The organism is Nitrospirota bacterium (assembly GCA_035873375.1).
In the GTDB taxonomy this organism is placed as follows: Bacteria; Nitrospirota; Thermodesulfovibrionia; order Thermodesulfovibrionales; family JdFR-85; genus BMS3Bbin07.
In genome coordinates this window covers 25,966-48,112 of sequence record JAYWMQ010000048.1, presented here as the reverse complement: position 1 = coordinate 48,112, position 22,147 = coordinate 25,966, and the positions used below count along the sequence as shown (strand labels likewise).

Below are 22,147 nucleotides of genomic sequence, written 5' to 3'. Positions count from 1 at the left end.
CTGTTACTGCTATTATGCTGTTATGAGGGAGACGGAGGGAAATATTCCTGAGATTATTCTGCCGGGCCCCTTCTATTATCAGGTAACGCATGTATTTATTGTCTGTTCTTTTTTTGCTCTGCAGCTCTGCAGCTCTGGTATTCTGATTTATTATAAAAGCTCATCAATTTTTTTCCTGATCTCAGGGGAATTCCAGTCATATTCACCAAGGAATTTCTCGACTATCTTGCCCTTTTTGTCAATCAGAAATGTTGTGGGAATCGAAAAGACATTGTATTTACGCGATACCTTTATGTCTGAGTCGTGAAGTACAACAAACGAGACAGGATGCTTCCTGATAAATTTTTTGACAGTTGATAATGACCTGTCGGTTGACACGGCTACAATCTCAAAGTTCTTTTCAGCATATGTCTTCCTCAGATTGTTTAACTTTGGAATTTCTGAAATGCAGGGGGGGCACCAGGTGGCCCAGAAATTCAGAAGTATCACCTTGCCGCGGAAATCCATAAGGCTTACCTCTTGTCCCCTCAAATCTTTGAGGCTGAAAGGAGATGCCTCCTTGCCGATCATCTCGTCTATGGCCCAGGGATTCGCAAATCCCTTGACAGAGAAAGCTAACAGAAAAAATATCACTATAGCAGTAGTTCTGACTACCTGCTGTCTCATAATCCCCTCCTTATATTATAGAAAGACAATTCAAATCCTCCAAATCTCCAATCCTCCAGGTCTTTTCCCCTCCAGTCCTCCATAACTCAGTCTTCCATCCTGAAAACATGGTGCCGGAGGCGGGATTCGAACCCGCACGGGCCGAAGCCCAGTGGATTTTGAGTCCACCGCGTCTGCCATTCCACCACTCCGGCATGCTGCTCATTTATCATTGTCCAGTTTCAGAGACCGGAGTCCAATGAATTGAATATCGAATGATTCAGCCTGTTCTCATCCCTACTGCCTGGACCATGTTTATAAAGTTTTCCACAGAGCGGTCATAACTCCTTTCGTAGGATTCATGAAAGAAACAGGCCGGTAACTCCCCGTTCCGTCTGTGGTAAACGAGGCATTCACAACACTTCCCCTTTCTTGAACATGATCCATATGAGCAGTTGCATTTCTTTAAATTAGCTGTCTTGATACATTCCATTACTCATACCCCTTTCAAAAATTATCTCTATTATACAAAAAATAGTGATTCTTTCGTAAAGAAGTTTAAAGACAGTGATACGGTTTCAGTTCCCTCTCCCCGCCTCTTCTGCATTCCCTTGGACAAAGTTTGTGAAAAGATTATATTATTAAGTATGGGCACAATTAGACACAAACTGATAACCCTTAATGAACTGACGGAAAAGATACTCTCTTATTCCCCTGATGCGGATATTGCACTGCTTAGAAAGGCCTATTATTTTTCACATGAGGCACACTGCAGCCAGACAAGAAAAGAGGGCAGTCCCTACATAGGGCACCCCCTTTCGGTTGCATTAATGCTTGCAGACATGCATCTGGATGTAATGACCATCATTGCAGGCCTTCTTCATGATACGGTAGAGGATACGGAAACAAACCTGCATGACATCAAGGAAATATTTGGTGAAGAGGTTGCCTTCCTGGTAGGCTCTTTGACAAAGCTTGCCAAGATACAGTTTCAGACGAGGGAGGATGCACAGGCAGAGAACTTCAGGAGGATGTTCCTTGCAATGGCAGAGGATATAAGGGTGATCCTCATAAAGTTTGCCGACAGGTTACATAATATCAAGACCCTACAGCACCTCCCCCCAGGCAGACAGAAAAGAATCGCACAGGAGACCATTGATATTTATGCACCTCTTGCCAACAGGCTGGGTATCGGCTGGATGAGGATAGAGTTTGAGGACATGAGCTTTAAATACCTGATGCCGGATATCTACAGGGATCTCCTTAAAAAAGTGGCAAAGAGACGTGAGGCACAGGAAGGATACATCAACGAAGTAGCAAAACAGATAGAGGAGAAGTTGAAAGAGTATAGTATTCCTGCTGAAGTGACCGGCAGGGTCAAACACCTTTATGGCATCTACAGGAAGATGCAGATACAGAGAATCCCCTTTGAGCAATTATATGATGTGCTGGGGTTAAGGATAATTACGGACACCAAAAACCATTGTTACGAAATACTGGGAATAATTCACTCGCTCTGGACCCCGATTCCCGGCAGGTTTAAGGATTATATAGCCCTTCCAAAGTCAAATATGTACCAGTCCCTGCATACCTCGGTAATCGGGCCCAAAGGCGAGAGGGTTGAGTTTCAGATCAGGACCCGGGAGATGCACAGGATAGCTGAAGAGGGTATTGCAGCCCACTGGATGTACAAGGAAGAGGGAAGGGTACTGCAGAAGGATGCAAAATACATCAAGTGGCTGAGGGAGTTGATCCAGTCTCAGAAAGACCTCAGTGATGCAAAGGAGTTCCTTGATGTTGTCAAGGGCGAGGTTGTGCCCGAGGTAGTCTATGTATTTACCCCGGGGGGTGAAATAAAGGAGCTTCCTGCGGGATCGACCCCGGTGGATTTTGCCTATGGCATCCACACGGAGGTTGGTCATAAGTGTGTGGGGGCAAAGATTAACGGAAGGATAGTGCCTTTGAGATACCAGTTACAGAGTGGTGATACGGTTGAGATAATTACATCACCCGCTCATGGTCCGAGCAGGGACTGGCTGAAGTTTGTGGTAACCCAGAGGGCCAAAAGCAGGATAAAGCAATGGATAAAGGCTGAGGAGAGAAAGCAGAGTCTGGAGCTCGGCAACAAGATTCTGGAGACAACATTCAGAAAGAGAGGGCTTAGTCCGTCCATCATCAAGTCACATGAGATGGATGAAGTTGCCGGGTCTTTCAGTATGAGGAACAGGGAAGACCTGATCGTTTCCATCGGATATGGCAAGGTCTCTGCACAGCAGGTGGCCAACAGGCTGCAGCCTGAAAAGAAAGAAGAAACAACAGCAGAGGAGCTGATACTTAAAAGACCTCTCAAGAAGACAAAAGAGATGGGAGGGATTACCATAAAAGGGGTGGATAATATCCTCTATCATACGGCACATTGTTGTTACCCTGTGCCGGGTGACCAGTTAGTCGGGTTTGTAACTCGTGGCAAGGGAGTGACAATACACCGCCACGATTGCGCAAATCTCGAACGTTTGGCTGTAGATGATGCAAGACTTGTCAAGGTGGATTGGACTTCCACCGGGGACAGCACCTCGCTGACAAAGCTTAATGTGGAGACAATGGACCGGCCGGGAATGCTTGCGAATCTCAGTGCACTTTTCTCTTCCTTGAACGTCAATATCACCCATCTCGAGGCAACCTCAACGCAGGATGGCAGGGCCCGTTTCACATTCTTTATACAGGCAAAGGATAAATCCCAGCTCTCAAAGCTTACCCAGAAGATAGCATCAACAGAGGGTGTGCTCAGGGTAAGGCGATAGAAGCACCTCAACTTAATTATTGTCATGCTGATTAACTATTGTCATGCTGAACTTGATTCAGCATCTCTCCGTATTTATTTACCGGTTTCATATTAACCCGGCAACTATTCAGAGAGACATATTCGTCAAAATCAACCACTTAAGAACTTGTTGTGTAAACTCTTGCTTTGTCACCCTGAACTTGTTTCAGGGTCTCATAAGTCTTTGATTCTTAGAGATTCTGAAATAAATTCAGAATGACATATATCGTTTTTTTCTGTTTGTGCAACAAACTTTTAACCAGCTAAAAACTCTGTATTTATTTGCCGGTTTCATAAAATCAGGCTGGTTTCGCTGTATCAAACAGACCCGTGCTGAGGTATCTTTCCCCCCTGTCTGGCAGGATCACGACTATCTTTTTCCCCCTGCCAAGCCTTGCGGCAACCCGGAGTGCAGCCCACATGGCTGCACCGGAAGAGACCCCGACGAGCAGACCTTCCTTCAGTGCCAGTTGTCTGGACATCTCGTAAGCGTCATCGTCAGTTACAGGGATAACCTCATCGTATATCTTTGGGTTGAGCACGCCGGAGAAGAAGCCGGCCCCTATCCCGTCGATCTTGTGAGGTCCTGGTTCCCCTCCTGAAAGGACTGCTGATGCTGCCGGCTCAACTGCTGTGATATGACAATCCGTGCGTTGTTCCTTGAGTACCTCGCCAACTCCCGTTATGGTCCCCCCTGTGCCGATACCTGCAACAAAGGCATCCGGTACGCTGCCAAGGTCTCTGATTATCTCGGGGGCCGTGGTCTTTCTGTGGGCATCGGGATTTGCCGGATTTTCGAATTGCTGAGGCATAAAATAGCGATCCCTGTTTTTAAGGTATAACTCCTCAGCCTTTTCCACAGCCCCCATCATCCCCTTTGAGCCCTCGGTCAGTATCAGCTCTGCTCCAAAAGCCAGAAGGAGCTGTCTTCTCTCAAGGGTCATGCTTTCAGACATGGTGAGGATGAGTCGGTACCCTTTAACTGCGGCCACCACTGCAAGACCAATCCCGGTATTTCCGCTTGTAGGCTCTATAATGGTTCCGCCTTTCTTTAGTTTTCCTTCCTTCTCTGCCTCCTCGATCATATTCAATGCAATCCTGTCCTTTACCGACCCACCCGGATTAAACCCTTCAAGTTTTGCATATACCTCTGCATCCCCCTCTCCTGCAAGCCGGTTGATCCTTACAAGTGGGGTATTGCCTATAAGACCCAGAATGTTTTTATGAATTTCCATTGTCTCTCTATCTTCTCCTTATTGTCAGAAAATTTATTTTACACAAAAGTATTACTTTATTGATGCCTTTGTCAACAGGAACCAGAGCTTAATGGTCATACAAAAATGCTTTGGGTAGAAACAATAATGTATCTACAAAAAGAGCGAGCCCTTCAAAAGCACTGATTTTGCTTGCTTTCAGGATTGGCATGACTCTTGCTATCTATTATATTAAGTAAATAACTAAAAACTGAAAAAATTTCAGAGGAGGACATGATGATGAGACAGATAGCTGTTTATGGTAAGGGTGGAATCGGAAAGTCAACAACTTCACAGAATGTAGTTGCCTGCCTTTCGGAGGCTGGTTACAAGTGTATGATTGTTGGGTGTGACCCGAAGGCGGATGCAACGAGATTGATACTCCATAAAAAGGCTCAGGTAACGGTTATGGATTTGGCAAGGGAAAGGGGTTCGGTAGAGGATCTCGAGATTGAAGAAGTGCTGCTTACCGGTTACAGGGGTATCAGATGTGCTGAGTCAGGCGGTCCTGAGCCGGGTGTGGGATGCGCAGGCCGTGGTGTTATTACTGCCATAAACTTTCTTGAGGAGAATGGCGCCTATGAGGCGGATACCGACTTTGTCTTTTACGATGTTCTTGGTGACGTTGTCTGCGGTGGTTTTGCAATGCCGATAAGGGAGGGAAAGGCAAAGGAGATATATATAGTCACCTCTGGGGAGATGATGGCAATGTATGCTGCAAACAACATCTCAAGGGGTATCCTTAAATACGCCCAGAGCGGTGGTGTGAGACTCGGAGGTCTTATCTGCAACAGCAGAAAGACGGACAAGGAATATGAGTTAATCGCAGAGCTTGCAAAGAGACTCAATACCCATATGATCCATTTCATACCGAGAGACAACGAGGTCCAGAGGGCTGAGTTGAGAAGGAAGACGGTGGTCGAGTACTCTCCTGACCATCCTCAGGCGGATGAGTACAGGACACTGGCAAAAAAGATAGCCGAGAATAAAAACTTCGTCATCCCGACTCCGATGTCAATGGATGAACTGGAAGACCTGCTTATGGACTTCGGAATACTTGAAGCCGAGCCGGAAGATTAAAGAAATTCGACTTTCATAAAATATAACAAGGAGGAGTGATGAGTAATGCCATTAAAGAGACTCAGAAAATAATTGATGAGGTACTGGAGGCATATCCGGAAAAGACGCGGGAGGACAGGGCCAAGCATTTAGCGCCTAATGACCCGACCGGCGAATGCAGTACATGCAAGGTCAAGTCCAATGTAAAGTCAAGGCCTGGCGTCATGACTGTCAGGGGATGTGCATATGCCGGTGCAAAGGGTGTTGTCTGGGGCCCTGTGAAGGACCAGATTACGGTCAGTCACGGCCCTGTCGGTTGCGGGCAGTACAGCTGGGGGGCAAGAAGGAATTATTACAACGGCCAGACAGGTATTGATACCTTTGGCACAATGCACATTACAACGGACTTTCAGGAAAAAGACATTGTTTACGGGGGTGACAAGGGTCTGGAGGCAGCTTTACTGGAATTGAAAGAGCTGTTCCCCCTGGCAAGGGGGATCGGCATACTCTCGGAGTGCCCTGTGGGTCTCATCGGAGACGATATCGAGGCGGTTTCAAAAAATGCTGAAAAGGATTTCGGTTACCCGATAGTGCCTGTTAGGTGTGAGGGGTTCAGGGGGGTCAGCCAGTCCCTCGGTCACCATATTGCCAATGACACCATAAGGGACTTTGTGCTTGGCAAGGGTGAGCTGAAGGAATCAACGCCTTATGATGTCTCTCTGATCGGGGATTACAATATAGGTGGAGATGCATGGGCCTCAAGGAAGATGCTTGAAGAGATGGGCCTGAGGGTTATCGCACAATGGACGGGTGATGCCTCGGTAAACGAGCTTGGCATTGCACACAAGTCCAAGCTGAACCTTATCCACTGTTACAGGTCCATGAACTATATATGCAGGCACATGGAAGAGAAGTACGGTGTTCCCTGGACGGAGTTTAATTTTTTCGGCCCCACGAAGATATACCAGAGCATCAGAAAGATCGCGTCATATTTCGACGACAGGATCAAGGAGAACGCAGAGAAGTTGATCGAGAAATACAAGCCGGTGATGGATGCGGTTATCGAGCGTTACAAGCCGACGCTTGAGGACAAGAAGGTGATGCTCTACGTGGGAGGATTGAGGCCGAGACATACCATCGGCGCTTATGAAGACCTTGGGATGGAGGTTGTAGCCGCAGGGTATGAGTTCGGGCATGACGATGATTACAAGAGGACCTATCCCGAGTTGAAAGAGGGAGCTGTGATAATGGATGATGCCACGCTCTACGAGATGGAGGAATTTGCACGGAGGCTCAGGCCTGACATGGTGGGATCCGGTATCAAGGAAAAGTATTCCTATCACAAGATGGGAGTGCCCTTCAGGCAGATGCATTCATGGGACTACAGTGGTCCTTACCATGGCTTTGACGGCTTCCCTGTTTTTGCCAGGGATATGGATATGACGGTGAACAGCCCTACATGGAGCTTGATACGGAGGAAGAGATGAAGAGGATAAAGATAAAAGACCATAATGAACTCTTTCAGGAAAAGGAATACCTTGAGCAGTTTGAGAAGAAGAAGGAGTTTGAGAATCCCTGGCCTGCAGAAAAGGTCAGGGAAGTGGCAGAGTGGACAAAGACGGAAGAGTATCAGGAAAAGAACTTTGCCCGCAAGAATATAAAGATTAATCCTGTAAAGGCATGCCAGCCACTTGGTGCCATATTCTGTGCCTCGGGGTTTGAAGGTACCATGCCTTTTGTTCAGGGTGCTCAGGGTTGTGTTGCCTACTTCAGGAGTCACCTGAACAGGCATTTTAAGGAGCCGATGGCAGCCATATCAACATCCATGACAGAGGATGCAGCGGTATTCGGCGGGCTGAACAATATGCTCGAGGGATTACGTAACTCCTATGCCCTGTATAATCCGAAGATGCTCGCCGTCTGCACTACCTGCATGGCAGAGGTTATCGGTGACGACCTGAATGCCTATATAAGACAGGCAAAGGATAAGGACATCATTCCCAGGGACCTGCCGGTGCCCTTTGCGCATACGCCAAGTTTTGTCGGCTCGCACATTACCGGGTATGACAATATGATGAAGGGGATACTCACCACCATTACGGAAGGAAAGAAGGGTGAGCCTAACGGAAAGATAAACATCATCCCCGGCTTTGATACCTACACGGGTAACTACCGCGAGGTGAAGAGGCTTCTCGGGATCATGGGTGTTGACTTTACCCTGCTTTCGGATGTGAGTGATGTCTTTGACTCCCCGAATACCGGAGAGTACAAGATGTATCCGGGCGGTACCCCGCTTGAGGAGGCCGCTGACTCCGTAAATGCTACGGCCACTATTGCGCTTCAAAAGTATTCAACGGTAAAGACGATGAAATACATTGAGAAGGAGTGGGGTCAGGAGGCCCTGGTGCTTCCGCCCATGGGTGTAAAAAATACGGACAGATTTTTCGATGAGATAAGCAGGATAACCGGAAAGCCCGTTCCTCAGGAGATTGAGGATGAAAGGGGCAGGGCAGTGGATGCAATGATAGATTCCCATCCCTATGTCCACGGAAAGAGGTTTGCCCTGACCGGTGACCCGGACATCCTGTTGGGCTTGATAAGTTTCATTCTGGAGATGGGAGGACTTCCGGCTCATATCGTCTGCACCAACGGAGACAAGAGGTTCGCGGCAGCAGCGAATGCGCTTCTGAGCGAAAGTCCCTTTGGTCAGGAGGCAACGGTTTACACGGGCAAGGATATGTGGCATCTGAGGTCTCTGATGTTTACCGACCCCGTTGACATTCTCATAGGGAATTCCTATGCAAAATTCCTCTGGAGGGATACGGGGACGCCCCTGGTAAGAATAGGATTCCCCATATTCGACAGGCATCACCTCCACAGATATCCGGTTATCGGCTATCAGGGAGTGCTGAATATGGTGAACTGGATTGTCAACACGGTTCTTGACGAGATGGACAGAAAGACGATGAATACAACGAGTTTTGATGTTATAAGATAAGTTTCGCAGAAAGCACAAACAGTGTAACATGTCATGCTGAATTTGTTTCAGCAATGTCACCCTGAAATAAATTCAGGGTGACAAAAAAAAAGATTTTAAGACCCTGAAAATACACAAGGAAGATATTAAATGTTAACCGGGACTGATAAACTTTTAGAGAGTGGCTGCGGCGTGGAGAAAAAGGAAAAACTCTGCAGGAGCCGTGGCGGAGAGTCTTGTGCCTTTGACGGGGCAATGATAGTGCTTCAGCCCATTGCCGACACGGCACATCTTGTTCACGGTCCCATAGCGTGTTGCGGAAACACCTGGGAAGGCAGGGGCACGTTATCATCTCAGGGTGAACTGTATAAGCTGGGTTTTACAACTGATATTGACGAGATAGACATTGTCTACGGTTCTGAGACCAGGCTCTTCAATGCCATTGTCCAGACGTACAGGTCCGTACACCCGAAGGCGATCTTTGTTTACTCCACGTGTGTAAGCGGTCTTATCGGAGAGGACCTGGATGCTATCTGCAGGAAGGCAGAGGATGCTTGCGGCATAAGGGTCATACCCGTTAATGCCCCGGGGTTTGTGGGACCTAAAAACCTTGGAAACAGGATAGCGGGTGAGGTATTGCTTGATTCTGTAATAGGTACAGGTGAGCCCCCTGACAACCTCTCCGCCAGGGGGGGATTTATAAACCTTATCGGGGAGTATAACATTGCAGGTGACCTGTGGCTTATTGAGCCTGTGCTAAGGAAGGCAGGCGTAAGGATCATGTCCAGGATTACAGGGGATGCAACGTTTGAAGAGATAACCTATGCACACAGCGCAGACCTGAATGTAGTGGTCTGCAGCCGGGCCCTCGTGAATGTTGCCAAGGAGATGGAGAAGAAGTACGGGATACCTTATGTTGAGGTCTCCTTTTTTGGCAAAACCGAGATGGCAAAGGCGTTGAGAGGGATTGGAAGCGGTTTCAGCCGTTCAAATAGCTCCGGCCGTTCAAGTCGTTTAAACGCATGGAGTGATTTTGACCTGGCACAGAAGATCGATAAAGTGATTGAAAGTGAAGAGACCGGGCTTGGAGAAAAACTGAAAAAATATGCTCATCTGCGGGGCATGAAGGCCGTGCTCTATACGGGTGGAGTCAAGAGCTGGTCTTTTATCTCTGCCCTTCAGGATCTCGGGATAGAGATAGTTGCAGTGGGTACTAAAAAGAGCACGGTTGAGGATGAGGAGAAGATGAAGGCCATACTTGGCAAGGATGCCCCTCTTATTGAGGATGTTACTCCGGCAAACCTGAGGAAGCTTATGAAGGAGAGGGCGGCGGATATGCTTGTTGCAGGTGGTCGTAACCTCTATCTTGCCATGAAAGAGGGGTTCCCTTTTGTGGATGTGAATCAGGAGAGACACATCGCCTATGCCGGATATGACGGGCTTGTAAACCTTGCAGAGCAGATAAGTAACAGTGTCAGATTTTTCAATGGTAAAGAGGTTTGCGGGTCGGAAATCAGCGGGCAAACTGTATCTGTTCCCTTAAAAACCAGAAGCGACAGGGATGTGTTGATAAACCCTTTAAAACACTCCCAGTCCATAGGGGCTGCAATTGCCCTGCAGGGGATAGACAGGACACTCCCGGTTATTCATGGGGCGCAGGGCTGTAATTTCCTTGCAAAAGTGCTTATAACAAAACACTTCAGAGAGCCTATTGCACTGATGAGCACAAAACTCTTTACAGAGGATGTTGTAATGGGTAGTGAGGAAAACCTGACCACAGTTGTTGAAGGGGTTATCGAAAAACAGCAGCCGGACCTGATAGGTGTCCTTACCACAGGACTTTCAGAGGTCAAGGGCGACGATGTGGCAGGGACGATAAAAAAATGGAAAATGGAAAATGGTAAACGGCAAATTGTCTATGTTTCCACTCCTGATTATGAAGGCGGTCTGGAGACGGGATATGCAAAGGCGGTAGAGGCAGTCATTGAGTCTGTAGTTGGAAGACGGAAGGCTGAAGGCAGAAGGCTGGAGGCAGAAGTAAAAGACCTTGCAGGCTTTCCTGATGCCGGACGCTTAAGCGGAAATTATAAAGTAAATGTCCTTGTTGGCTCGCACCTGACTCCTGCTGACTTTACAGAGTTGCGTGAGATGATAGAATCTTTTGGCTTGACCCCGGTTATCCTGCCTGACCTTTCCGCACTTGACGGGAGCAGACAGGAGTTCTCGACACTCTCCTCCGGTGGTACTAAGATGAGTGAGATTGAGACGATGGGCAGTGCCGGATTTACCATAGCGATAGGGATGAGCATGGAAGGGCCGGCAAGGCTTTTGAAAGAGAGTTTTGGCATTGAATACACCATGTTTGAGAGTATTTACGGTCTTCAGGGAGTGGATGCATTCATGGAGACGCTTTCAGCCCTGAGTGGCAGGCAGGTGCCTCCTAAATACGAAAGGCAGAGAAGGGTGCTGATTGACGGAATGAGGGATGCTCATTTCTATTTTGGCAGCAAAAGGGTCTGTATGGCCCTGGAGGCTGATTTGTCGGTCCAGGTCTCAAGGGTGCTCAGTGAGATGGGTGCTGAAGTTGGACTTTCGGTTGTTCCGTCCCGTACGGAATCTGCAGGGAGAATTTATGCAGGGAATGTCCTTGTTGGCGACTTTTTTTCAATAGACGGTGATTTCGACCTTTTGATTGCAGGTTCTCATGGAGCGGATACAGCAAAGAGGCTTGGTGTGCCGTTGTATCAGACGGGGTTTCCCGTGTATAAGGTTTTGGGGAATAATTCAAGGATTGCCATAGGGTATAGAGGGACGCTTGTGATGATTAACGAGATGGCAAATCTGCTGTTTCAGGATGATTTATAACGGGTTGGTCGATTTAAAGTTAGTATCTTGATTAATTAAAGTAAAGGAGGCCGGTGATGAAGATAGCATTTGCAACAACAGACGGTGTAAATGTTGACGAGCATTTTGGCAGGGCTGGTAAGTTTGCCATATATGAACTGACAAGAGATGCTTATCAATTCATCGAGATGAGGAAGTTTGCCGAGGGCAGGGATGTAGAGATAGAGGAGACAAAGGGAAAGGGACAGATACACGAGGACAAGGTACAGAGTAAAGTGGAAAAGCTTGCGGACTGCAAGATTATATACCTTACGGATATCGGGGGTCCATCAGCCGCAAGGCTTGCCAGAAAGGGCATAATGCCCGTAAAGGTTAAAGAGGTGATTGCCATTGAGGATGCCCTGAAAAAACTCCTTGAGACCGTGAAAGCATCTCCACCGCCGTGGCTTAAAAAAGCGTTGAACAGTGACTGAAGAACAAGAGTATACAGGGCGGCAGCGTATCGGTTTATACTGCTGCTCCTGAAACAAAACACCAAACAATAACCAAGGAGGAAAAAAAGATGAAGATGATCAGGGCGTTTATAAGACCGGAAAAGGAGCAGGAAGTGGTCTTGGCATTAGAAGGAGCGGGGTTTCCATCCGTTACAAAGATGCCGGTATTTGGAAGGGGGAAGCAGAAGGGACTTCAGGTAGGTCCTGTGCATTACGATGAACTTCCAAAGACACTGCTCTTGATAGTTGTTGATGAGGAGGACGAAAAGAAGGTGGTAAGATTGATACAGGAAAAGGCGAAGACAGGATTTATCGGTGATGGTAAGATATTTGTCAGCCCGGTGGATACTGCCTATACCGTCAGGACCGGGGAGGAAGGCCTATGAAAGAGATTGTTGCAATTATCCGGAGAGACAAGGTCCCCGAAATCAAGCAGGTTCTCGAGGATCTCGGATATCCATCACTTACGATTCAGAGCGTTGATGGAAGGGGTAAGCAGAAAGGGGCCATGTGTGCAGAGATGGACTCGGAGATGCCGGAGAGCTACTGTACTGCGGCTAAACTGAAACCCACACCTTCTACTTATGCCCTCGAGCATACACTGCCGAAGGTGGCCCTTTACGTACCCAAGAGGATGCTTACAATAGTGGTGCCCGATGATGTGGTCACCAAGATCGTTAAATCAATAATCAAGGTTGGCTATACGGGCAAGCACGGGGATGGAAAGATATTTGTTGCACCGATAGGCGGTGCTGTGAGGATAAGGACAGGCGAGACGGATGGAGAGGCAATAGCTTAAATTTTTAAGTATAATTACTTGCAGGCTGATTAAGCCTTTTATTTTTTAATGCTTTTTAGGAAAGGAGAAGATTTATGGCACAGGCAAATTGTTTAACAAGGGGTGGCACGCCGTGGACCCCGAGGTTTATCGAATCAATTGATGTTGAAAAGTGTCTGGGTTGCGGACGCTGCTATAAGGTTTGTAGCAGGGATGTCCTTGAGCTCATTGAAAAACCCTTTGAGGGTGATGATGACTATGGAGACGATATGGGGAACAAGGTAATGTCTGTTGCAAATCCGGATGACTGTATCGGCTGCGCGGCATGCTCCAAGATATGCACAAAGAAATGCCATGTACATGTGGAGATATGATTAATCTGAAAATACGTTGAGGAGACCACAGGAACAGTGATTCACTGTTCCTGTGGTTACGTTCAGACTATTTGGCCATGCTGCTCTAATATCTTCTGTTTAAATCTCTTTGTCAGCATCCGGGTTACCCTTCCCGGAGTTCCGTTGCCTATAACCCTGCCGTCAATCTTTATGACGGCAATAATTTCAGCCCCGGTACCCGTCATAAAGCATTCCTCTGCGTTATACAGGTCATAACGGGTGAGGGTTGTTTCACGACTTGTGATGCCGAGGGTTTCAGCTATCTCCATCACCGTCTTCCTGGTGATACCGTCAAGGGCACCATGACAGGGGGCAGGGGTAAGGAGCTCGGAGTCTTTCATAATAAAGATATTGTCTCCTGTGCATTCCGCCACAGATCCTTCCCTGTTAAGCATAACGGCCTCAAGGCAGCCGGCCTGTTCCGCCTCGATCTTTGCCATAATATTGTTGAGGTAGTTTAATGACTTTATCCTGGGGTCAAGACTGTCCGAGGGTATGCGTCGGGATGAAGCAGTGATTATCTCGATTCCATCCTCGTAATATTCCGCAGGATATAACTGGATGTCGGCAACAATGATTATCACCATGGCCCTTTCGCATGCCGACGGGTCAATGCCGAGAGGCCCCTCTCCCCTTGTGACAATGAGACGGATATATCCGTTTTCCTTCCGGTTTATCTCAACGGTCTTTAGTACCGCCTCCTGCATCTCTTCAATGCTCATTGGTATTTCAAGCAGGATCGCCTTTGCACTCTGATAAAGTCTCTCGATATGCTCTCTGAGCCTGAAGACCTTACCGCTGTAAATCCGTAAGCCCTCGAAAACACCATCTCCATAGAGAAGTCCATGGTCAAAGACCGATATCTTCGCATTAGCCTTGTCATAGTATTTACCGTCAATATATATTTTCATAAGAACTGAATAATATAAGAAGGAAATATTTTTGTCAAGACATTTGTTCAGGTTTGTCCCCTACTTCCGAACTTTGTTGCACAGACTGCTTTTTACCTGAAATCGATGATGACCTTGAGAGAACCTTTTTCTTCTGCTTTTTCAAATGCCCCTTTTGCCCTCTCAAAGGGAAATATCCCTGTAATGAGTGGCCTTACATCAATGCTTTTCCTCTCCAGTGCCCGCAGCGCAGGTTTAAATGGACCGCACCTTGAGCCCACAACCGTTATCTCATCAATTACCAAAGGCGCAAGGTTCATCTCCCTGCCTTCTGCAACCGTGCTCTTTAAAACAACAGTTCCCCCGGGTTTTACCAGTTTCAGGGCCATCTCAAAACCATCGGCTGAGCCGGTTGACTCGACAACAGTGTCGTAACTCTTTTCCATCTCCAGATTATCAAGAAGAATGGTCTTTACGTTCTGCCCTCTTGCAATCCTGAGTTTATCTTCATGCTTTCCAACGAGGGACAGGTCTGCCTGAAGGAGGTTGAGGACAAGACAGCAGAGCAGGCCGAGCTTTCCATCCCCCATGACAAGGATTTTGTCAGTGGGTTTGATGTGGACTCCCTGTGTGATTTCAAATGCAGCAGCCAGGGGTTCTGTAAAGACCGCCTCTTCGGCGGTAATGTTTTCCGGAACTTTAAGCAGGTTCTTTGCGGGAAGGGTAATATATTCAGCCATAGCCCCGTCCTTGTTGAGGATCCCAAGGACTTTTCTGTTTGGACAGTGGTTTTTCAGTCCCCTCAAGCAATAGCTGCAAAGGCCGCATCCACAGTTGATTTCACCGACAACCCGCCTGCCGGTTAATCCCCGGTCTTTGCCGTTTATCTTCTCCACCACACCCACAAACTCATGTCCGATTATTCCTTTAAACCCACTGTAGCCCTTCCTGATTTCAAGGTCAGTGTTGCAGATTCCGGCCCGGCTTACCCTGATAAGCGCCTCGTCTTCTGCTGGTTCAGGCACAGGGTAGTCTTCAACAAACTCCAGTTTGTTATCAAAAAAGACCGCCTTCATGATTACCCGATCTCCACATTCGGATAAAACCTCTCTGTTTCAAGAGTGACCAATCCTGATTTAACCAGCGGGTCTTCACCGGATATCTTCTCAGCTTCAGCAATACTGTCTGCTTTAGAGATAGCCATCCCGCCTGAATCGCCCCATTTACCGGCCTGAACAATTATTCCTCTGCCAATCTGTTCCTTGATCCATTGAATATGCTGCGGAATGACCTTTCCGATTTCTTCCGGATTAACTCCGGGTTTGATCCTGTTGATTGTCATAAAGTACATGTGCCCTCCTTAGTCTTTTTGTCCACAGATTGAGCGAACAGGAAAGATTAAAAAATTTTGTATCTTTTCTGATAAATCTGTGTAATCTGTGGATGATGTCAGTTTCTTCCGCCATAAATCGCAAAGATTCCGTATTTATAATAGCAATCAACGTTCTTAAATCCAAGCTTTCTCAGGGTATCCAACTGTTCGTTCAGGGTGTCAGGTTTATTCTCATCTGCTTCCTTGTATCTCCTTGTAATATCATCAAAGTAGTTGCCTTCCATGCCAGGAGTGGCCTTTCTTTCATCCATCCACTCCTCCCATAATTTCATATACCACTGATCAAGTGTTTCCGTTGGTGCGAGTATGACATCAATGTTCATAAAGTATCCGCCGGCCTTCAGGTGTGAATAAATTAACCTGAAAAAGTCTCTCTTCTCATTCATTGTCAGATGATGTATGGCAAGGGCTGAGACGATGAAATCAAAGTCCTGCTCCGGAATCTCTTTTTCGAGCATCTCCTGAAAGCTTGCCTGAATATAATTGATATTTTTGAATCCCTTCAGGCGTTCCCTTGCCTTATTGAGCATATCAACGGAGCCGTCTATCAGTGTTGCCGATATTGACTCATCCACAGACAGGAGTTCATGTGTGACAATTCCGTCTCCACAGCCCAGATCGAGAAGCATATTGTTTTGTCTGCTGCCGGGGAAGTGCCGGTAGAATGACTTCATTATCCCGAACATCCGCCTTCGCTCAACGATATAGATATCCGCTTTCTCTCTATACTCCTGTGAAAAATCAGCCTTTGCCCATCTTGATCTATTGAATTCCGTCATCTTTTTATCCCCGGATTAGAGTCTGTGTATAAACTCTATGAAGGAAGTCGTCTTCATTAAAAGAGCCACCCTGAACTTGATTATTGTCATGCTGAACTTGATTCAGCATCTCTATTCGCACTTATCTTCTTCTCTGTGCCCTCTGTGGCTTATTTTGTGAAGTTATTTTTTCCCCTTCAGATATTTCATCTGAATATTGGCGGGAATAAGATTATCTCCCAGAGACCTCGCAGGCAGTGCCTTTTTGATCTCGGATGTGATGTACTCAACATCATCTGATTTTGCCGCAAGTTCCTTTGCCTTTTTATCAAAGGCAATAATGTAATCTTTCATATCCTTAATATCCTTTTTGCTCGAAACCGGCCCGTGTCCGGGGATTATGGTCTCCACATCAAGCGCAATAATGTAGTCAAGCACCTTTACCCAGCCTTCGATATCTCCATCTGCCATAAACGGATGGTAATCTGTAAACAATATATCCCCGGTAAACAGTACCTTTTCCTTGGGCAGATAGACCATAATGCTTCCGTCTGTATGGGATGGACCGGCGTAAATCAATTCTATTTTTTGATTACCCAGATATATCTCCATTGTCTTTTCAAAGGTCAGGGAAGGAATGGCGATCTCTGTTCCCTGCATATCCTCTTCTGTAAGTCCGTAGTCTTTTGCGTTCGTAAGAGCACCCTCACCCCTGTTTTTCAGATTATTCCTGCAGTTTATAGAAGAGATAATTGTTGCCCAGGTTTTTACAAACTCTGAATTGCCAAATGTATGGTCGAGGTGATAATGGGTGTTGACGACATACTTGATGGGTTTGTCTGAAACCGACCTTATATCTTTGATAAACCTCTTTGCCTCTTTTGAAGAGACCAGGGTGTCAATAACAACAATCCCGTCTTTTCCGATAACAATCCCTGCATTTGCACCAAAGCTGTTTGATGGAGAATCGTCTTTGACACCAACATAGGAATAAACATTATCCGTTATCCTTGTCAGTCCCTCCCGGGCAGTTATATCCTGACTGAACGCAACAGAACTGAAAGATGTAAGCACCAAAACCCACAGAAAAATAAATCCCCTTCTTAAAATAGCCCTCTTCATTTTGACCTCCTCTTATTTTAGCAAGTGTGTTCAACATACTCGACAATTGCTTCATGATGTTGCCAACGTATTGATATTAATCCGTCAACTATACAGAGAGACATATTCGTCAAAGTCTACCACTTAAGAGATTGTTGCATGAACCCTTGTTTTGTTACCCCTGAACTAAATTCAGGGCAGGCTCTGAACTTTTTCAGGAGTGGCAATTCGAATAGACTGCGTCACCATTTTTGAGATTCTGAAACAAGTTCAGAATGACAAACCAGAAATCACCAGATGGAATAACACCTCCATAGCTGTCATGCTGAACTTGATTCAGCATCTCACCGTTTCGGTCTCAGAATTCCTCGCTTAAATCTATCCAATCAGGATTAAGCTGGGTTATTAAATCTATCTTCCATTTCCTGTGCCAGTTCTTTAGTTGTTTTTCTCTACTTATAGCACTTTCCACATCGTTTGTTACCTCATAATAGACAAGTTTCTTGAGTTTATACTTTTTTGTAAATCCTTCCACGATCTTATTTTTGTGTTCAAACATTCTGCGTGACAGATCGTTTGTTACACCTATATAAAAAACACTATTTGATTTGTTCGTAAGAATATAGACGTGGTATTGCTTATCTTTCATCTAAAAACCTGCCTCTTCAGCTGTCATGCTGAACTTGATTCAGCATCTCTCCCTTTCGGCCTCTTTTGAGACCCTGAAACAAGTTCAGGGTGACAAAACACAAAGCTCCATCCGGTATAAACGCTCCATCGCTGTCATGCTGAACTTGATTCAGCATCTCTCTGTTGCAGCCTCTTTTGAGACCCTGAAACAAGTTCAGGGTGACAAAACACAAAGCTCCATCCGGTATAAACGCTCCCGTCACTGTCATGCTGAACTTGATTCAGCATCTCTCCCTTTCGGCCTCTTTTGAGACCCTGAAACAACTTCAGGGTGACAGAACACAAAGCTCCATCCGGCATAACCGCTCCGTCACTGTCATGCTGAACTTGATTCAGCATCTCTCTGTTCCAGCCTCTTTTGAGACCCTGAAACAACTTCAGGGTGACAGAACACAAAAAAGTCATCGGAATGACATTCCACAGATTCTGACTTTTCTATTCAAGAACTATGGGTACTGTCCCCCCCCTCTCTCAATGCCTTCAGCACGGCATCCTTGTGACTGTCTTTGCCGAGGTCTTCCTTGCCTGTCATCTCCTCTATATCTATTCTGACAACCACGATTAATACCAGCTTCTTTTCAAGAAATCCACCATAATTGCCCTGCGGCTGATATTTTTCCATAAGGCATCTCAGTGCAAACAGTTTTTCTTCTCTGTCTTCAATAATATGGGCCTTGCCTTTTATGATAACGCTCCTGTAAAGATATCCAGCCTCGCAGGGTTGATTCTTTGCCTTTACATAGGCTAATGGCTCGTCCACTTCAAAACAGACCCGGCTGTCTCTCCTTATGTCGTCAATCTTTTCTCCCTCTTTTGCACTATGAAAATATAGCTTTCCTTCGTGATATGCAAAGTTGAGCGGCTTGACCATTGGATAGCCGTCTTTGCCGATAGTCCCAAGCCTGCCGGCATGGCAGGTATTCAGTAGTTCAATAATAACGTTTTTGTCCCGTATCTCTTTTTTACTCTTACGCATAATGTCTCCTTTCCTGGTCTAAGATAGTTAACAAATGATGTTATTCTCCAACAACCGTTAATCTCCGGATCCTGGTTTTATAAAATATCTCTATAATAAAAAAGGCCACGGAAATAAATGCCGTGGCCTTTGAGTTTTTTTTAGATTTAACCTGCTACCAACTAATAAAAACCCCCTTCAGCCATGGCATCTATATGCCATACCGCTTTAAGAAGCTGCTTTACTAATATTAGATTTTTGTTATACATGGCTCAAGCATAAAACAGATCAGATTTCAATGTCAAGAAAAAACAGGATGCAACGATAAAAAGCCATGAACAAAGGAAGGAGTGATATGATAGACTCTGAACGGTTTCCAGTTTTACATAAGACTCACCTGGATTCCCGAAGTATTTCGGGATCGGAGTCCTGGCCGGATGCCGGGACGAGAATGAGTGAAGGGTCTATCATATCACTCCTAACACTACCTTAATCACAGGATTCGGGTTGTTACGACATTTTTCCCTCTGCTATGGCCTGCCTCACAGTATTTATGCGCAGCAGCAACTTGAGATAACGGAAAGGTTTTATCAATTATGGCTCTTATCTTACCTGCTTCAATAAGGTCTTTAATGAAATCAAGGTCCTTGCTGTTTGCCTTTACCATAATATATGTCGCCTTTCTGCCTGGCAATAAGGACGTCAGGAGTTTTTGAAGAATAGTCTTTGGACCAGGTACAGTTGTGATATAAATTCCATTTGGGGTCAGGACTTTTTTGCATGTTGCGAATGATTTGTTTGCAACTACATCATAAATAATATCGTATGTCCGAGAATCTTCTGTAAAATTCTTTTTTGTGTAATCAATCACGTTATCTGCACCCAGAGATTGAACCAACTCTATATTTTTAGAACTGCATACCCCGGTAACAACTGCGCCTAATGCCTTGGCGATCTGGACAGCAAAAGTTCCAACTCCTCCGGAGGCGCCATTAATGAGCACTTTTTCCCCTGCAGAGACTTTTCCCTTATCCCTGAGTGCCTGCAACGCTGTAAGCGATGCCAAAGGAACAGCCGCTGCTTCTTCAAATGACATATTGGCAGGTTTTATGGCCGCAGACCTTTCAGGTACGGAAGTATATTCAGCATAAGCTCCCCCGTCCCTTATGCCTATTAATGCATAGACCTGATCACCTTTCCTGAATTTTTCTACACGTTTACCAACCTCAACTACTTCTCCGGCAATATCAAAACCCAATATCTTTACCCAGGGCTTTATAATCCCGGTAAATAACTTTAATTCTCCTCTTCGAATTTTGAAGTCAACAGGATTAACCGAAGTAGCATGTATTCTGACAAGCAGATGAGAGGGTTTAACTTGTGGTAACGGAACTTCTTTGTATTCCAATACCTCTGCACTTCCATATCTGTTAATAACTATAGCTTTCATAATGATGTCTGACTCCTTGTATTCAAAGTACAGGCATTTTAACATGAAAGCGGGAATCAGTTTTTCGATATCTTGCCATGTTTTTAGGAATCAGACCTTTCTTCAGGCCGGGTATCGCTGTTATTGTTTTTCCATCCGTAAACTTGTCCGGTCGTTAAATGGCAGGATAAACATATAAGAGGGATGGCTGTGTAGAGGTGTCAGTGCATAAAAACACGCCCCTCCCGCAGGCATGAACAGACCGATATCCGTACCAATGAAACAGTCTACATAACGGAGCTGCTCTTTATCGATTTGTCCTACAAGTCTGCGGATACTTTCGAGTTCTTTCATCACTGTCATTCAAAACAGCTCATGCTGCGCTGAAATCATCCTTTCCGCAAGTTCAAAATAGTTCTTTATCTCCCCGGTCGTCTCGAACATCAGGGTGCCTCAGGCTACAATCCTGACAATATCTCTGTAGGTTACAATAAGGCTAAGGATAATAAACAGTGATCCTGCTGACATTATTAGTGCACGTTTAAACCAGGAAGCCTCAAACAATTCCTTTGCCTCGCCGTCTTCTCCTTCAGAGAAACTCACGAAGCCGCCAAGAGGGAGCAGCCGCAGGGTAAATTCCGTCTCCTGATGCCTGAAGAGTGTAAGTATTTTCGGGCTGAAAGGAAAACCTATTGAAAACTCAGTCCGGGGTGTTTTTCTACAAGGATTGAGAATGCCTCTGTAACTCCGTTCTTAATCAGCCTGACGACATCAATAATATCTTCCACCAGAACCTCCCTGGAATTAGCTCGGGGCAAAGTTTAAGCCTGTTTAATTATGAAGCAATGCCGGCAAGGGGACAAACGAGGCGTGCATGTTGCAAATGTTTTAACGTTATGCAATAATAGAATTAATTGGGGGGAGTGGTAGGGGGGGCAAACCTGCCGGATATTAATCTATAAGCATCCATATGTGATAAATTGATAAATATTCTCCACGGTATATATATCGCCCTTTTTTTGTTTATGTCCCTTGTGCTTATAAAAAAGAGCCGCGGGGCAACTGATGCACACCTGAAGAACATCTTCTGGGCACTTACAGTTTTTGCCATTATGAAGGCCGGGGCCTCCATAGCTTCATACGGATGGTTCTTTGCCGACACCCCATTATATATATCAACCCTTGCCGATAACTCAAGGATTATGTTTGCCGTTATTTCCAACATATTCCTGTTTCATTTCGGTATCAGCATCCTTACCTACAAGATTGAGACCAGAATAGACTACAAGATATTCCCTGTCCTCCTCTTCATCGGGTACATGATACTCTATGTTTCTGGTTCGGTCGAGTCCTCCGAGCTCGAGAAAACAAGCCGATTCAGCTTTGGTTATAACGGTGCAATTCTCGGATTTGTGGGATGTATCAACCTGTATCTCAACAAAAAGAAAAGGGGAAGCAGGCGCAGGGTGTTATATGGGCTCCTGTTACTGGGGGGAGGCCTTATTGCGTATGCAATTACAGAAGGTATCCTCAGCGCAAGTAGTTCCCCGGGAATACGCACAAAAATCCTTGAGGTGGTCACCGCAGGTATACTTGCAACAGCATCAGTGCTTGTGACAGACCTGATGAAAAAAGAAACATCAAGGAAAATAGGGTTTATCTGAA

At 45.9% G+C, this 22,147-nt stretch carries 23 protein-coding genes and 1 tRNA gene; 10 read left to right on the top strand and 14 right to left on the bottom strand.

Features of this window, described 5'->3' with window-relative positions; all coding sequences use genetic code 11:
- Window positions 1-150: 150 nt before the first annotated feature.
- The 3 genes from VST71_10580 to VST71_10570 form a co-directional block, all read right to left on the bottom strand.
- Window positions 151-666, bottom strand: a complete 516-nt coding sequence (locus VST71_10580) for a TlpA disulfide reductase family protein (protein ID MEC4686162.1) — start codon at window positions 664-666, stop codon at window positions 151-153.
- 108 nt (window positions 667-774) lie between these two features.
- Window positions 775-860, bottom strand: a tRNA-Leu gene (locus VST71_10575).
- A gap of 65 nt (window positions 861-925) precedes the next feature.
- A complete protein-coding gene (locus tag VST71_10570; GenBank protein MEC4686161.1) occupies window positions 926-1,138 on the bottom strand; it encodes a DUF6485 family protein in 213 nt (70 codons plus the stop codon).
- Window positions 1,139-1,292: 154 nt separating this feature from the next.
- Between VST71_10570 and VST71_10565 the strand changes: the two genes are divergently transcribed.
- Window positions 1,293-3,446 carry a bifunctional (p)ppGpp synthetase/guanosine-3',5'-bis(diphosphate) 3'-pyrophosphohydrolase gene (locus VST71_10565; protein ID MEC4686160.1) on the top strand — a complete coding sequence of 718 codons (2,154 nt, stop codon included), beginning with the start codon at window positions 1,293-1,295 and terminating at the stop codon, window positions 3,444-3,446.
- Between the two features lie 319 nt (window positions 3,447-3,765).
- On the opposite strand, the gene cysK is transcribed toward VST71_10565, so the two are convergent.
- A complete protein-coding gene (cysK, locus tag VST71_10560; GenBank protein MEC4686159.1) occupies window positions 3,766-4,701 on the bottom strand; it encodes a cysteine synthase A in 936 nt (311 codons plus the stop codon).
- A gap of 258 nt (window positions 4,702-4,959) precedes the next feature.
- On the opposite strand from cysK, the gene nifH reads away from it, so the two are divergent.
- The 8 genes from nifH to fdxB all read left to right on the top strand — a co-directional run bounded on the left by nifH (window position 4,960) and on the right by fdxB (window position 13,245).
- Complete coding sequence (gene nifH / locus VST71_10555; GenBank protein MEC4686158.1) at window positions 4,960-5,799, top strand: nitrogenase iron protein; 840 nt, start codon at window positions 4,960-4,962, stop codon at window positions 5,797-5,799.
- 38 nt (window positions 5,800-5,837) lie between these two features.
- A complete protein-coding gene (gene nifD / locus VST71_10550) occupies window positions 5,838-7,265 on the top strand; it encodes a nitrogenase molybdenum-iron protein alpha chain (protein ID MEC4686157.1) in 1,428 nt (475 codons plus the stop codon).
- A complete protein-coding gene (gene nifK, locus VST71_10545; GenBank protein MEC4686156.1) occupies window positions 7,262-8,776 on the top strand; it encodes a nitrogenase molybdenum-iron protein subunit beta in 1,515 nt (504 codons plus the stop codon). The genes nifD and nifK overlap by 4 nt, the downstream gene beginning before the upstream one ends.
- A 129-nt stretch (window positions 8,777-8,905) precedes the next feature.
- Window positions 8,906-11,620, top strand: a complete 2,715-nt coding sequence (gene nifE, locus VST71_10540; GenBank protein MEC4686155.1) for a nitrogenase iron-molybdenum cofactor biosynthesis protein NifE — start codon at window positions 8,906-8,908, stop codon at window positions 11,618-11,620.
- 56 nt (window positions 11,621-11,676) lie between these two features.
- A complete protein-coding gene (gene nifX, locus VST71_10535; GenBank protein MEC4686154.1) occupies window positions 11,677-12,072 on the top strand; it encodes a nitrogen fixation protein NifX in 396 nt (131 codons plus the stop codon).
- An 89-nt stretch (window positions 12,073-12,161) separates the two neighbouring features.
- On the top strand, window positions 12,162-12,479 hold the full coding sequence (locus VST71_10530) for a P-II family nitrogen regulator (protein MEC4686153.1): 318 nt from the start codon (window positions 12,162-12,164) through the stop codon (window positions 12,477-12,479).
- On the top strand, window positions 12,476-12,892 hold the full coding sequence (locus VST71_10525; GenBank protein MEC4686152.1) for a P-II family nitrogen regulator: 417 nt from the start codon (window positions 12,476-12,478) through the stop codon (window positions 12,890-12,892). Before VST71_10530 ends, VST71_10525 begins: the two co-directional genes overlap by 4 nt.
- A gap of 74 nt (window positions 12,893-12,966) precedes the next feature.
- Window positions 12,967-13,245, top strand: a complete 279-nt coding sequence (gene fdxB / locus VST71_10520; protein MEC4686151.1) for a ferredoxin III, nif-specific — start codon at window positions 12,967-12,969, stop codon at window positions 13,243-13,245.
- A 62-nt stretch (window positions 13,246-13,307) separates the two neighbouring features.
- Here fdxB and ilvE read toward each other — a convergent pair whose 3' ends face one another.
- From ilvE to VST71_10470, 10 genes are all read right to left on the bottom strand, one after another.
- The gene (gene ilvE, locus VST71_10515; GenBank protein ID MEC4686150.1) at window positions 13,308-14,177 is read right to left on the bottom strand and encodes a branched-chain-amino-acid transaminase; all 870 of its coding nucleotides are present in this window, start codon (window positions 14,175-14,177) and stop codon (window positions 13,308-13,310) included.
- A 92-nt stretch (window positions 14,178-14,269) separates the two neighbouring features.
- On the bottom strand, window positions 14,270-15,232 hold the full coding sequence (locus VST71_10510; GenBank protein MEC4686149.1) for an alcohol dehydrogenase catalytic domain-containing protein: 963 nt from the start codon (window positions 15,230-15,232) through the stop codon (window positions 14,270-14,272).
- A gap of 2 nt (window positions 15,233-15,234) precedes the next feature.
- Window positions 15,235-15,507, bottom strand: a complete 273-nt coding sequence (locus tag VST71_10505) for a YciI family protein (protein MEC4686148.1) — start codon at window positions 15,505-15,507, stop codon at window positions 15,235-15,237.
- A gap of 98 nt (window positions 15,508-15,605) precedes the next feature.
- Window positions 15,606-16,328, bottom strand: coding sequence for a methyltransferase domain-containing protein (locus VST71_10500; GenBank protein MEC4686147.1), 723 nt, complete (start codon window positions 16,326-16,328; stop codon window positions 15,606-15,608).
- Window positions 16,329-16,490: 162 nt separating this feature from the next.
- Window positions 16,491-17,429: an MBL fold metallo-hydrolase gene (locus VST71_10495; protein ID MEC4686146.1), complete on the bottom strand. Its 939-nt coding sequence runs from the start codon at window positions 17,427-17,429 to the stop codon at window positions 16,491-16,493.
- Between the two features lie 337 nt (window positions 17,430-17,766).
- The gene (locus VST71_10490; GenBank protein MEC4686145.1) at window positions 17,767-18,057 is read right to left on the bottom strand and encodes a GIY-YIG nuclease family protein; all 291 of its coding nucleotides are present in this window, start codon (window positions 18,055-18,057) and stop codon (window positions 17,767-17,769) included.
- A 134-nt stretch (window positions 18,058-18,191) separates the two neighbouring features.
- Window positions 18,192-18,437 carry a hypothetical protein gene (locus tag VST71_10485; protein MEC4686144.1) on the bottom strand — a complete coding sequence of 82 codons (246 nt, stop codon included), beginning with the start codon at window positions 18,435-18,437 and terminating at the stop codon, window positions 18,192-18,194.
- Window positions 18,438-18,537: 100 nt separating this feature from the next.
- Window positions 18,538-19,074, bottom strand: a complete 537-nt coding sequence (locus tag VST71_10480; protein MEC4686143.1) for a pyridoxamine 5'-phosphate oxidase family protein — start codon at window positions 19,072-19,074, stop codon at window positions 18,538-18,540.
- 472 nt (window positions 19,075-19,546) lie between these two features.
- Window positions 19,547-20,503, bottom strand: coding sequence for an NAD(P)-dependent alcohol dehydrogenase (locus VST71_10475; protein MEC4686142.1), 957 nt, complete (start codon window positions 20,501-20,503; stop codon window positions 19,547-19,549).
- Window positions 20,504-20,935: 432 nt separating this feature from the next.
- Window positions 20,936-21,151, bottom strand: coding sequence for a site-2 protease family protein (locus tag VST71_10470; GenBank protein MEC4686141.1), 216 nt, complete (start codon window positions 21,149-21,151; stop codon window positions 20,936-20,938).
- Window positions 21,152-21,462: 311 nt separating this feature from the next.
- Here VST71_10470 and VST71_10465 point away from each other — a divergent pair, with 311 nt between their 5' ends.
- Window positions 21,463-22,146: a hypothetical protein gene (locus tag VST71_10465; protein ID MEC4686140.1), complete on the top strand. Its 684-nt coding sequence runs from the start codon at window positions 21,463-21,465 to the stop codon at window positions 22,144-22,146.
- The last annotated feature ends 1 nt before the right edge of the window (window position 22,147 follow it).